The organism is Methanobacterium petrolearium (assembly GCF_017873625.1).
Lineage (GTDB): Archaea > Methanobacteriota > Methanobacteria > Methanobacteriales > Methanobacteriaceae > Methanobacterium > Methanobacterium petrolearium.
The window spans coordinates 119,853-133,035 of the sequence record NZ_JAGGKL010000002.1 but is presented as its reverse complement, the minus strand read 5'-3'; the positions used below and the strand labels follow the sequence as shown (position 1 = coordinate 133,035).

12 protein-coding genes are annotated in these 13,183 nt (G+C 29.4%); 5 read left to right on the top strand and 7 right to left on the bottom strand.

Features of this window, described 5'->3' with window-relative positions; all coding sequences use genetic code 11:
• Positions 1-377 precede the first annotated feature (377 nt).
• From J2743_RS02690 to J2743_RS02670, 5 genes are all read right to left on the bottom strand, one after another.
• The gene (locus J2743_RS02690) at positions 378-1,103 is read right to left on the bottom strand and encodes an adenylate/guanylate cyclase domain-containing protein (protein WP_209625017.1); all 726 of its coding nucleotides are present in this window, start codon (positions 1,101-1,103) and stop codon (positions 378-380) included.
• 21 nt (positions 1,104-1,124) lie between these two features.
• The gene (locus J2743_RS02685) at positions 1,125-1,649 is read right to left on the bottom strand and encodes a Pycsar system effector family protein (RefSeq protein WP_209625016.1); all 525 of its coding nucleotides are present in this window, start codon (positions 1,647-1,649) and stop codon (positions 1,125-1,127) included.
• A 9-nt stretch (positions 1,650-1,658) separates the two neighbouring features.
• Positions 1,659-2,612, bottom strand: a complete 954-nt coding sequence (locus J2743_RS02680) for an adenylate/guanylate cyclase domain-containing protein (protein ID WP_209625015.1) — start codon at positions 2,610-2,612, stop codon at positions 1,659-1,661.
• 427 nt (positions 2,613-3,039) lie between these two features.
• Positions 3,040-4,431 (bottom strand): hypothetical protein, encoded by a 1,392-nt coding sequence (locus tag J2743_RS02675; RefSeq protein WP_209625014.1) that lies wholly within the window; start codon positions 4,429-4,431, stop codon positions 3,040-3,042.
• A 95-nt stretch (positions 4,432-4,526) separates the two neighbouring features.
• Positions 4,527-6,392: a hypothetical protein gene (locus tag J2743_RS02670; protein WP_209625013.1), complete on the bottom strand. Its 1,866-nt coding sequence runs from the start codon at positions 6,390-6,392 to the stop codon at positions 4,527-4,529.
• A 275-nt stretch (positions 6,393-6,667) separates the two neighbouring features.
• Here J2743_RS02670 and J2743_RS02665 point away from each other — a divergent pair, with 275 nt between their 5' ends.
• From J2743_RS02665 to J2743_RS02650, 4 genes are read left to right on the top strand one after another with little or no spacing between them, the layout of a single operon-like run.
• Positions 6,668-7,216 (top strand): ComEC/Rec2 family competence protein, encoded by a 549-nt coding sequence (locus J2743_RS02665; protein WP_209625012.1) that lies wholly within the window; start codon positions 6,668-6,670, stop codon positions 7,214-7,216.
• Entirely contained in the window at positions 7,195-7,602 is a 408-nt protein-coding gene (locus J2743_RS02660; RefSeq protein WP_209625011.1) for a ComEC/Rec2 family competence protein, read from the top strand. The genes J2743_RS02665 and J2743_RS02660 overlap by 22 nt, the downstream gene beginning before the upstream one ends.
• A 4-nt stretch (positions 7,603-7,606) precedes the next feature.
• On the top strand, positions 7,607-8,323 hold the full coding sequence (locus J2743_RS02655; protein ID WP_209625010.1) for a hypothetical protein: 717 nt from the start codon (positions 7,607-7,609) through the stop codon (positions 8,321-8,323).
• A gap of 59 nt (positions 8,324-8,382) precedes the next feature.
• A complete protein-coding gene (locus J2743_RS02650; RefSeq protein ID WP_209625009.1) occupies positions 8,383-9,591 on the top strand; it encodes a ComEA family DNA-binding protein in 1,209 nt (402 codons plus the stop codon).
• A gap of 311 nt (positions 9,592-9,902) precedes the next feature.
• Here J2743_RS02650 and J2743_RS02645 read toward each other — a convergent pair whose 3' ends face one another.
• A complete protein-coding gene (locus J2743_RS02645; protein ID WP_245247967.1) occupies positions 9,903-10,730 on the bottom strand; it encodes a BPL-N domain-containing protein in 828 nt (275 codons plus the stop codon).
• Between the two features lie 244 nt (positions 10,731-10,974).
• Here J2743_RS02645 and J2743_RS02640 point away from each other — a divergent pair, with 244 nt between their 5' ends.
• A complete protein-coding gene (locus J2743_RS02640) occupies positions 10,975-11,802 on the top strand; it encodes a hypothetical protein (RefSeq protein WP_209625008.1) in 828 nt (275 codons plus the stop codon).
• Between the two features lie 342 nt (positions 11,803-12,144).
• Here the strand turns inward: J2743_RS02640 and J2743_RS02635 are convergent, their stop codons facing one another.
• The gene (locus J2743_RS02635; RefSeq protein WP_209625007.1) at positions 12,145-13,086 is read right to left on the bottom strand and encodes a flavodoxin domain-containing protein; all 942 of its coding nucleotides are present in this window, start codon (positions 13,084-13,086) and stop codon (positions 12,145-12,147) included.
• Between the last annotated feature and the right edge of the window lie 97 nt (positions 13,087-13,183).

Sequence of the window (13,183 nt, the reverse complement as noted above, 5' to 3'; positions counted from 1 at the left end):
CACCGTTTTATTTTGCCTTAAATTCAAGAAGAACCACCCCAATAATACTCATCTGCACCAGACCACAACTCAATTAAATGACAATCAGGTCAACCTGCAACAGAATTAACCACACATACGATTAAAATGGTATTAGTACTTATCCAGTCGAGATACAACTGTAAAAGTTTATGATAACAGCACTGGTGTTTTACACCTTGCCTTGCAGGATAGTGGGGGAAAAGTTTCCAGCCCCAAGAACAACAGAAACTTCTTAAAAAACAATTAAAAGCCCCTAAAATGATTTAATAAACTAATTTAAAGAACTATTTTTACATATAAAGACTTGATACTCATTAAACCTAAAATCTTTTCAAAAAATCCCAAATTACTCTATATTACTTACAATTTTCATTATACCATTCATTCATTTCAATATTAATAATATTTCCATGATAACAACTTCGATTATGATTCAGACTAAGAAGATTTTTATTATCATCATTTAAATTATCATAAAAAAACTCTGAAACCATAGTTTCACCATCTAAATAAGTCCTATTACCATAGCTAGCGAGTTTATATGCATAATTAACAACATCACCCATCCATATTACATCATTTATTTCACTACCCTTATAACCTGCCTTAATCATCAAAGCACGCCCATATGACATCCCCATACCCACTACAATTTCAGATATGGATTTTTTTCTAAATTTGCAATTAAGTACATCAATTAACGAGGATATTTCTGCAGATGTACCAAAAACATTATCAATACTTAATCTTGTAGTTGTATTAAAAATACCTAATATTCCATCTCCAACAACATTAACTTCTGAGCAAAATATGTTTCCATTCATTATGGCAACCACTTCAGAAATATAAGAGCGATAAAGCTTTGCTAATTTTGGACGATTATGTTTGGATGGTAATGACGACGAATCACGAATATCAACAAAAAGTGCAGAACAGTAAACATAAAATCCATTGGTAAAAGTGAGTTTATCACGTGATGGTATTGAATCTAATTCTTCAAAAGAGTTTTCACTAGATTCAAGGATATTATCAATTCTTTCAAAGCTCTTTTCATAATCATATACTATTAAACGTGTTTTCATAATATTACTCCCATATATTAGTTAGATCATTCCAGATAAAATTAAAATAGGGGGTATAATCAAAAAAAAGATGGCCAAGCCTAAAAATATTATTGCAAGTTTAACTCTTTTATATTTGATCGTTGCAATCTTAGAGTTGGCAAAAATTTGTGAAAAAAGTTGTTCTTTTAGCTTAGGCTCATTCATGAATAAATTGTTAGCGGATTCAGAATATTTTTTTGGGCTGTCAAATTTGCATATATCTCCATAATACAATAAATTTTTTTTATCAACAATTTTAAGATTAGTTCTAGGGATTAAACAACGTATCGAATAAAATATTGAAATTAATGATAGAAAAACACCTATCAATAAACTTGAAGCTAAAATTAAGATTAATGTTGGATATAATATTAGCAAAGACAAAAATTTAGAAACATTGGCAAATATAATACTGAGAATTACTCCATTTGTTGCTAAAACTACAGTAGCTTTAGTATCAGAAAATTTAACCCAATCATTTATTGAATTAAAAGTTTTCCATATGTTTTCTATACTATCATTCATCATAGTCACCTAAAAATCATCTTTAAGATAATAAACAAGATAAGGTCTTTTTCTAACCTTATCTTTAAATTTCCAATTCTTAGGAAGCTTAAATTTAGTTAATCTTTTTCTCCAATAAGTATGTGCCATATGTGCTACTGAGGCTCCTACTAATATTTGATTATCTTCAGCTAACTCTTGAATCTTAACTGCAATATTCACTGTATCTCCAAAAATGTCGCCAAAGGATTTAATTCCAGTAGACCCTATTTTTTTCACAATTGCTTTTCCATAATCTAAACCTATTCTAAAGTATAATAAAGGATAATCATGCTCAGCTAATAAAGGATTAATCACGTGATCGACTACACTTCTCATAAGATAAGCACAGTTAATGGCATTATCAACTTTACCTATGTCATTAGGTTCAGGAAAATATGCCAATAACCCATCACCAGTATATTTTAAGATATGCCCATTAAATTTATCAATTAATAAAGTCATTTCACTTAAAAAAAAGGAAATAATCTTAGCATTTAACTCTATTGGTAATTCCTGGCTCATTTTAGTAGAACCCTTCAAATCAATTGATAATATTACAAAATTCATTTTGACATTATCTAAATCTACCAAAAAGTCCTTAGAACTATCTGTATTATCAAAATTGAAATTATTTACTCCCTCTTCAAAAAAATTAAAAGTCGCTTCAATTCGATCATTGAGATATTTATTAGCATTATCTATTTTGGAAGGAGAATAAAAAATCTGTTTACCTTTAAGATTTAGATGGATTTGTTCAAATAAAGCTTTAGGAATAAAAATCTTATCGAATTTATCATAATATCCTTTTTTCCCGTCTTTTTCTTGGTATTCATATCTTTCAGGGTCTGGTTCTGAAACAAAAGTAACCAAACGATTTTTTTCATCAAATTCCACAGGCGTATTTTTAAAATCAAATCTAATATCAGGTCTGTGTGAAGGCATAATCAGGACCTCAACTTAATTTTAACGGATAGAAATGAATATTTTCTAAAGGATGATCTGTGAAAAAATAGAAAAACTGATCGGAATCCTCTAATTTGGTTGAAATAAGATTTGTTTAATATTTTTGGTTTCTTAAACAACTTAATAAGTGTTATTGTTTATTAGTGTATAGAAACTAGAACAATGTAATCATATCTATATTTTTTTCTATTGAAATCAGGTTCCCTCTGATTTAACCAAATTTTGATAAATAGCCGCTTACATGCCCATAATCCTGTTTTGTTGGCATTTTTGTCATTATTAATCTTCTTATAAAAATTAATATTTGGATTAATATTTAATATTTTAATTTTATAACATAATAAGTAAATTTTTTCCATAAAATAAACTTACTATTTCCAGTTTTTGTAGAATGAAAAATTTGCATTTAAATCCAACTAATAATCATCGCAACAAGAGATGTTTGATTATTGTTAATCAAAGTTTGATATGATAAGTAAACTTGAATTATTGTAAAAATGATAACGCATGCGCTTAAAATCATTACCATTATTTGTATTTTTTTGTTATATTCAGTCAAAGAGAGCATTTGTTCCTGAATTGTCTGATTTTCTTTAGTTAAAGAAAGCATTTTATTCTGCACATTTTCATTGAACTGGATATTTTTAAGATTTAATATTGAATCCATTTTTTCATTAGATGTTTTTTTAATAAATTTAATCTCATCTATTTTTTCTTTAATATTTTCATATATATCACTTAAAAAACCTACATTTTCCCAACACACAGAATCAAAGTCTTCTAAAGAAACACGAACATATTTAAATTCTAATTCTAACATTTCTACTGGCAGAAATTTTTCTGAAATAACAATTGATTTTTTTAACATAGTTCCAAGATTAGTTTCATTTAATTTTTTCACTGTATCTTCAATTATAGAATTAAGCTCTTTAAACTCATCTAATTTCAGATTAATCCACCTATACAAACCTAATAATTCAAATTCATTATTGTAAATAACATTTTTTGGATTTTTTGAAATAATAATTGAATTTTGATATTTTTCATTCAAATTTAATTCTTTATTACAAATAAGATCATCATCATGTTTAAAAAAATCATGTGGGGGGGTTAATGCATTTATACTGGCTAGAAAAGCAAAATTATCCATTATCCATTCATTTAACTCCTCTGTATCATCAGGCCAATCTAAATGAAAAATATCGATGGTTGGAAAGATTGAAAAATCATTTTCGTATACTTTATAAAAAAATCCATTAAACTCCTCTAAAAATTCAAGGATATCTTCATTAACGCTAGTTTTAAATTCCATTAACGCTCCTGTAGTTTTTAACATATCTGTCCTATGATGTAGTATCCATTTCATCATTTTATTGTCAGAGTTAGGGGGTTTAGAATACTGCATATTTCTTTTATCTAAAATTTCAATAATTTTTTTGGAAAAATCATCCTTTAAGAAAATATGAAATTTCAGAATAGCAATTGAGGGTGTCAAATGAACAAAATCAACTTTTACATTTTTAATATATTCACCAAAATTGTAATATACCTTATTATCAGAAGTAATAAATTCTTTGACCAAATCTGGCAGGCCTATAAACCCTAAACCGTTTTCAAATGTTTTGTTAGGATCATCATAAATTTTAAAATGAGGATTTTCACAATAAGACCCATATAATTTATTTAATGAAGCGATTAATGATTCAAAATCATTTTTTTCGAACAATTCTATTAATACAATAGAATAATCACTTAAAGAAGTTGTGGGCATACATAATTTGTCGGTTTTGTTAGTCATATTATCATTCAATTCAATTATTAATTTTTAATGTTCAACCATATTATATCCGACTTATTAGATAGATTAATTATCATCATAAAAGATTCAAGAATTTAATAAATCCATTTCTTAATCTTAGGAAGAGACATGAGGATAGAACCTATAATAGTTAATAAAATACCAATATACGAATAAATCAACGTATAAAAAGAACCAACTATTAATAGAGCAACTCCACATAAGAAAAATATAATTCCTATGATATCATTAACACGTTTTGAAAAGAATACTTCAAAACCCTTCGCTTTATGATCCTTCATTCCAATATTTAGATCTTTCAATTCTTTACTCTTTTCTTCCATAATTTTGATTATTATTGGCAGATTTTTTCCTTCAATATTTGAAATAACTTCGTCAATTTCTTTGATTATGTTATCTATCTCTCTATAATTTTCTTTTATTTCTTTATTTATTCTGGCTCGATCAATACTATCAAGATTTGGAAATTTTTTACTTCTTGCCCTTAGATTTTCCAATGATTTTGTAGCTTTTAACAATTTCTTTAAAAGTTTACTTATTGTTTCAGAGCCTTGTCCAGTTTCATCCATTATAACATTTATTTTTTTAATTTTATCTTCAAAATCTTTAATTTTATTTTTTTCGGGGGTTCTAACTAAATTTTCATAGTCGTTAATGCATAAATAAAAATTTAAACAATATGGGCATAAACCTAACTCATTAGATTTATCGAAATTTGAAAAACTTTTTTCATAAACTTCTGTAGCTGTACTAAAATCTTTAATTGCAAGTTCTAAAAATTTAAGTTTATTACTTTTGCTTTTTAATTCTAAATATTTTTGTATATCCAGTCTACCTTTAAAATAATGATAAAGTCCAAGTCCTAATTGGTAACTCAATGGTTTTTCCTTTAATTTTTCAGAATTGAAATGCATTTCAATTAAAATAAACGATAGAAAAATAAGACTTACGACTCCTCCTACAAAAAGCACAATATAACCTAAAATAAAGTTAATTGAAAATGAAATAGTTAAAATAGATGAAAATAAAGGATAAATAAAAATAGAAATTAATAATGCAAATATTAATAGAGAAAATGTTAAGAAAAAATTCAGAATTGAATATTGAATTTTATTAATTTTTCCAAATATAAATGCCCCATGTTCAATAAATCTACTCAGTTGAACTCTATCATTTAAAAGAATAATCAATGCTGAAAACACAACCAAAGTAAGAAATAATGTATTCACAAGCCCTATAGGGACATATGAATAGATATCTTCTAAAAAAATGTTTAAAATTGAAGTTAACACTAAAAATAAAAAAATTATAAGCATAGAATAGATTAATAATGTATAAAAAACGCTAAAACAATGATAATGATGTATGCCATCTAAAAGATACTTTAGTGGTTCAATTGCTTTTTGATAATTACCAGCATTTGCATTATCTTTAGAAATTTTTATTGCTACGAATAAGTAAAGTTCTCTCATTTCTTTATCTTTTGCTTCCGCGGGGTTCAGAACAGATTTCGAGATATCATCTTCTGCCAATAATGAATAAGTCTCAAGTATTCCAACTAAATCCAGAGCATCCATAGCCCACATAAAGACTATAAACTTATTATCTTCCACAATTCGCATGTAATTAGATGTATCTACTGATAAAAAGTCTTTGTTTTCTTCTTGAATTTCTACTGAATTAGGATCAGCTTCTATTAAGATTTCAGGGAATCTAAGTTCATCTAAACTCTCAATATCTTTATATTTATCATACTCTGATATTTTTTTAAATAGATTAGATACTTCAGTATAAGGTATTTTTTCGTAATTTCTAAATATTTCATAAAGATAAGCATTTAATCTATCCTTAGAAATTTCAGATTTAGTATTGGAAGTATCTTTTTCAATATTTGCACGTAATTCCTCCCAATATTCCAAATCAATTTTCTTTTTTGGCATTATAGTACCTAAAAATATTATTAATATGGTAAATTTAAGTATTTTGTCTTGATTAGGATAAGATATTAATTTGCTTTTAATGAAACACATTATAACTTCTTAAATTTAAGCAACTGTTATCGGTCCCTTGGAATTTGGTATTTTTAATAAACGTTTTCCCATCATTTAGTACAAAAATGTGTCAAAAGTTTATTAATGTCGTGAATTTTGTTTCTTATCATAATTATTGTTGAAAGTATATATAATAAAATATTACAATAATGACATGTGATAACATGTTGAAAATTCATTTTTTAAATGTGGGGCATGGGGATTGTTGTATTGTTGAGTTTCTTGATACTGGAAGAACTGCGATTGTTGACATAAACAGAACTTCTGAGATAGATAAAAGTTCAGCAGATGAATTAACCGCTGAATTATCTATATCTAAATCATTGTTTGAAATTTATTCTCAAAAAGCTGTTTTAAAAGATGTAGGTTATAATATTGATATCCAGGATCCAATAAAATATTTAGATGATCAATCTTTTGACAATATTTTTAGATTTATTTCAACACATCCTCATATGGATCATTTGACAGGTCTGAATACATTATTATCTGATAAAACAGTTTGGAACGTTTGGATATTAAAAAACAATATTGAACCAGATTTAAATAAATTAACTTCATCTCAAGTAGTAGATTGGGAACTTTACAAATCATTAAGAGATTCAATAGAAGAAAAAAAGGAATTACCACCATCGTTCGGCCTAAAGAAGGGGATTGTAGAGACTATTGGAATCAAGATAATATTAGAATTTTGGCTCCAAATGATGATTTAATAGACAGTGCAAATAAAACAAAAAAGGCTAATATTATGAGCCATGTTTTGCTTATTGAAAATAATGGCCATAAAATAGTTCTTGGTGGTGATGCTGAGGAGAAAACCTGGAAACATTTAGTAGATATTTATCCAGATGAATTAGAAGATGTCACAATTCTTAAAGCTTCCCCTCATGGTAGAGATAGTGGATATTATCAGCCTGCTGTGAAATTAATGAATCCTGAATACACTGTTGTGTCAGTTGGTAAAAAACCAAGTACTGATGCTTCTAATAAATATCGGCAGTATTGTGAGAATGTTTTTTCAACACGATGGAAAGGGAATATTGTTTTTGAGATTGATAATGATGGAAACATGACGTATGAAACTCAATATGGCAGGTGATTGTTTGAAATTGGAAATTTCAGAAGCTATACCTTTAATTTTAGCAATTCCTGCACATAGATCTCAAAATGAAGGTCATAGAAAATTAGGTGAGAAAGCAATTGATTTACTGTTTGAATATAAAAATTCTGCCTCAGATACTGAACTAAAATACAACATGGCAATGATTGGGGCTGTATTATCCACTGACCGTGCTTTCTCAGTAGAAAGAGATCGTATTACTGAAAAATGGAAAGTAGTAGATTATATTAAACAAAGGAGAGAACGACTTCTGGAAATGTTTCAAAATATCTCACCATTTTCTAGTGGTAATTATTGGTCTAAAATATTAGTTGTACTTGCCGCTGGGGGCCTAAGTGCAAGTAATATTATTTTACAAGGATATCAAACTACACCCTACTTTTTTATTTTTCTAGTCATATTTTTATTGGCTTTTGAGTTTTTATCAAGAGCAGGAGAGTATTGGTTTTCCACAAGGATCGAAAAAAGTGTTCCAACAGAAAAATTAGGAAAATGGGAAAAAGAGGCTTTAACAGAATATGAAAATATCTTAAAATTTTTTATTCAAGAAGCAGTACAAATCCATTTAAACTATTATCCTGATGAAAAAAAGTTATATGGGCTTGATTTGACAGATCAAGAGTCAGTTAACTCTTTGAAAGATTTTTTGATTGGAAAACATTTCTATTTTAAAGATTCAAGTAAAAATGATGGAGATTAATGGTATTAGAATAATCTACAATTTCCATTATAATGGTTTTTTTGTTTGGGAGGTATTTTTTGACAAGTAAAGCTACTGAAGAAGCAAAAGACATATTAAAAGAAGCATTAAATGAGTTGGAATCAAACAAAGGTAGTGTTTTGACGGGAATTCAAAAATTATCTCGTGCTTCAGATATTTTAAATGAAAATGACATTTTTATATGGTGCGAGATTCAACTTGGAAATCCAAAATTTACTGAACCATTGAAAAAAATGATATCAACGCTTTTTGCAATGCAAACAGAGAAAGAAGAACGTGGTGAGCATAGTAAGGAAACACTGGAAGATTTTAATAATAGTGTTAAAAAGCTTAAAAAACTTAATTTAAAGCGTGAAATGCATTTTACTGATGAAGAACTTAATGTTAAATCTTATGAAAGTACAGGAGGATATTCAAATATAGGTTTTGTAGAAGAAAGATATAATGACCTTGTAAGAACAAAAAAAGGAAACGATGGTACTTATTACAAATTTAGTCTACAAGAAAATCTTACATATGTTCGCAAAAAAGCTCATGAAAAAGCTAACAAATTATATAAACAAATTGCCTTTTCTGATATCCCCCAAACGGCTTTTGATGTATTAAAAAATGAAATAGATGATAAACTATTGGATATAGATCCTGAATTGGCCGAAAGATTGATGTTAGCATTTAAACGAGTTAACACTAATAAGCCTGAAGAATGGTCACAGGCTCTTACTACTTGTAGAAGATTAATTGAAGAATTAGCGAACAATCTTTACCCTCCAACTGATAAAAAAATAAATGGTAGATCATTAGGAAAATCTCAATATATCAACCGTATTTGGGTTTTTATGGATGAATCTATTGAAAGTAATTCTGATAGGGAGTTAGCAAAGACCCATGTGGATTTCATAGGTAACTACCTCAAATTAACACTAAATAAAACCCAAAAAGGAGTCCATTCGTCTCTTACAAAATATGAATCAATCAAAGCAGTTTTACATACATATCTATTAATCGGAGATATTCTGGGTTATTTAGAGAAATCTCCTGTGAAAGACAAATTGAATATTAATTCAGCATCACTAGATGAACTTGAAAGTATGTTGGGAATAAAAAGGAGCATTGCAAAAAATATTATTAAACTTAGAGTCGAACAGGGTCCTCTAGACGAGAAAAAATTAGAATCTATAAAAGGAATTGGCCCAAAAACTATTTCAAAGGCTAAAAAATCATTTTCGTTTACTATAAAAAAGACATAAATCTAACATAACTCGTCAGCAGTGAAAAAATTTCTCGTTAATTAGAAATCATTAAGCCTTGAATATTTTTCTCATTTTTGACGTACATTTCTAATGAAAATAATCTAAATGATCATAGAATATAATCCAATTGATGTAGAAATTCGCCATTTTCTTTAAAATTTCAACATGAAATTATATTTCTAATTTACTTCGTTATTCAACTCTATAACGAAGTTAGATCTATAATGACCCCTGAGTATATAAGTTCTGTTAAACGAAGTCACTGAATATTGATATAAAATTCACTAATTTTAAAAAAAGTAAACTTCTTAAATTCTCTTAGAAACCCATAACACCATCCTGGCAACTAATCCTGGTTTGGCTGGGCTAAGTTCAGGATGAGGCCCGGATAGTATTATCCGTCCAGAACCATAAGTATCATCCAGGATTGCTGCAGAACCGGACATAATTGTATCATTCTCAGTGTAAACGGCAATCGAAGTATAGTTACTTTTTTTGTATAGTCTTGGACTGTTAATCAGGGGAAATGAAGGTAAAATGATGGTTCCAGAATCATTACGGGTAAATTCGCAGGGATTGATGGCTCCATCTGAATATTTGAGAGTGGTAATACCATAGTTGGTGATAGTGAGGGGCTGCATATCATCAATACTGGTATAATTACACTCAATGTTGGGTGCGATTCCCCATCCAGTACCATATTCACCATTATAATTAGAAGCAACATATGCACCTGCGCAGATGCCTATATAACCTTTCCCTCCTTCTACAAATTTTTTAATATCATCAGGATTTATGGATGGATTGTTGAAAATATATCGTATATCCCCTCCAGATATGATTAAAACATCCTGATAGGCTAAATTTTCAGAATCAATCACTGTAGTGGTGGTGTAATTAAATTGAATATTAGAATTGTCCTTTTCTGCCTGTTCCAGGCAGTATATTAACCCTTTCACACTATCTGTAGTTGAACCTTCTCCCTGGTAAATCAAAACATTAACTGTTTCCAGTGTAGTGTTGCAAGTGTTTGGACTATCATTTTGCAGGTTAAATCCATAAATAACCCCAATAACAATGAAAATTATAATTACCAAAAGAAATATGGTGTATTTAAAGTGTTTTATGTTTTTCAACCCCTTTTAGCTTCAATGAAAATTCATGCAGTCATCTAAACACGCTAATATATTTAATACTTAACTGGGTTATAGATTTTGATTAATTAACCACTGAATAAATGAAGTTCTGATGAACAAAATAAATAATTATAGTGTCATTTGGTTTTTTTCCATGCATCTCATTTTAATACTAGATAAATAAATGTAAATTTATAGAGTCAATGAACTGATCTTTTGAACAGTTTTTCATATGTGGTATAACATGAAAATTCCTTGGAAAAAAAGCAAAAAAGCAAAAAAGCTCAACAAGACACAGCAAAGTTCCAGGAAAATCTTAGAACCTTTCAAGAATTTAAATCTGAAAGTGAATAAGAAAAATTTTCCTATGAAAAACCTTTTAATCATACCCGTAGTTCTCATTATTTTTATTGCCATCGCACTATTGATATCGTTACCATGGGATTCTCCTACCAACTCCACCATGGCACCAAAGGCCCGTAACGTAACGTTAGCAAAAACTAATGACTCTTCTGTAATAAAAGAGGGACCTTATGGGAATACAAGTTCTAATATTACAGTAGCCTTTGTTGTAGGTGTTCATCCTCGTGAATCAGCCGCACATGAAGCTATAATTGAATCGGTCCGGGAAAACGATGCAAACCTTAAAAAGGAATATTACTTGTATAGAATTAACGCCCCTATCTATGAGAATAACTATCCTGCTGAGAGAATGAATGGACAGTTACTTGCATATAAATATGTGGTTCCGGATATCACCAACAACAGTTACCAGTTAACTGTTGATGTGCATTCCAGTAATGGTAGTTATGCAGTGAATAGATTCGTATTTGCACCTTCCTATGAAAATAAATCAATTGGCATTGCTAAGGAACTGATAAATAAGATTCCCTGGCTTTACTACTACTATCCTTCCATCACATCCAGCCCAGATTATCTTACAAATCCATTAATTGAATCAGGAAACCCTGCAATCATTTATGAAACATACAAAAATGATTCAAACACAACTACCAAAAAACATGCCCTGAAATTTTTAGGTGTGATTGATGAAAGTACCATCTTTTCATAGATTTTCTTTTATAAAAAATTCGTTGCAAATAAATAAAAATTTTTTAAAAAAATATTTTCTTAAGAAAAAAAATAATAAAATCACATAATTCTGTATACCTCCACACATTAATTGTCAAGATGGGTGTTTTTCCATCAATCAGTATATACCCAACGATTAATTTTAACCAATTTCTCAGATTTTTAACCAAAACCAACAATTTCATATACAGTACATAATAGGTATTACTCTTGCTGGATGCAATTCTCAACTGTTTAGAAAAAATATTCCTGAAATTCCCTGGGTAAAAAAAATATTAAAATAACTTTTTGGTAGATGTTCTAAAACTTTTTAGTAGGTGTTCTAAAATTTCAAAACTTGCCTAACTGAATATCCCTGTTTCTTGTAATCAGAGTTAAGAAATTCCACCTTCTCCATGTCCATCCTGATCATGTGAAGATCTGCTGGTAATGATCTGACAAACTCCATGGTCAAACCCTTCTTCTTGATGACCTGCTGATATTCATCCAGATCTTCAACAATGGTAGCCCTACCAGTTATCTGCATTCCCCTAAGATTATTCATATCAGTGTAATCTTCATAAACTGCCATTGAAACATGGGAATTGAAAAGCAGGTTGGCAAATTTCTCTCCACCCTCACTGAGAATGTAAATCTGGCCCTGGATATAGATGTACTCCAGTGGTGTGGCCCTTATCTTTCCAGGAGAACTGGTGGCCAGGGTACAGGTGTTATGCTGTTTTAAGAAGTTCTCAACATCCTCCCGGAGTTTTGGAATGGGAACTTTGTCTAATAATTCATCTCTAATATCTTTAAGACGTAAAGACCATTGAACAATCTCTTCCCTGTTGAATAAATCCATTCCCTGGGGTGGTAGGCCTTCACGGGAAAGAAATCTTGTTAAAGCCTGGAAATCCCGCTCTTTCATACGATTCATATCAAGACGACCACCAAAAACACCCAGTTCAAGAATATTATCTCCTAAATTATCTTCCATTTCTCTTAATACATGGAGTCCTTCTGCTCCATTCAAACATGTGCAGAAAAGGGCGATTTTTTTTTCATCCAACCATTCACGTTCATTTTCAATGAATGATTCCATTTTTTTATGGATCTTACCATTATATATGGGGGCACCCAGCACTATGAAATCAAAGTCCCGGCAGGCATCACCAAATCGTGACACTGGATAGTGGCGGGAAGGCCCCATGATAAGTGAAATAATATCTGCCGCCTCCCCAGTAGATCCATACCTGCTTTCATATAAAATAAGTGTTTTAATCAATTTCTAACCCCCAACAGTTGTGTGAATGAATAATCTAATATTTCCCTAAAATTTAACCATCACTATTCCCTAAAATTTAACTAATTGAAACTATTAA

Bases quoted from the DNA above. Each gene is read 5' to 3' on its own strand.
- J2743_RS02690 (WP_209625017.1), bottom strand. From the start codon at position 1,103: ATGAAAACACGTTTAATAGTATATGATTATGAAAAGAGCTTTGAAAGA.
- J2743_RS02685 (WP_209625016.1), bottom strand. From the start codon at position 1,649: ATGAATGATAGTATAGAAAACATATGGAAAACTTTTAATTCAATAAAT.
- J2743_RS02680 (WP_209625015.1), bottom strand. From the start codon at position 2,612: ATGCCTTCACACAGACCTGATATTAGATTTGATTTTAAAAATACGCCT.
- J2743_RS02675 (WP_209625014.1), bottom strand. From the start codon at position 4,431: ATGACTAACAAAACCGACAAATTATGTATGCCCACAACTTCTTTAAGT.
- J2743_RS02670 (WP_209625013.1), bottom strand. From the start codon at position 6,392: ATGCCAAAAAAGAAAATTGATTTGGAATATTGGGAGGAATTACGTGCA.
- J2743_RS02665 (WP_209625012.1), top strand. From the start codon at position 6,668: ATGTTGAAAATTCATTTTTTAAATGTGGGGCATGGGGATTGTTGTATT.
- J2743_RS02640 (WP_209625008.1), top strand. From the start codon at position 10,975: ATGAAAATTCCTTGGAAAAAAAGCAAAAAAGCAAAAAAGCTCAACAAG.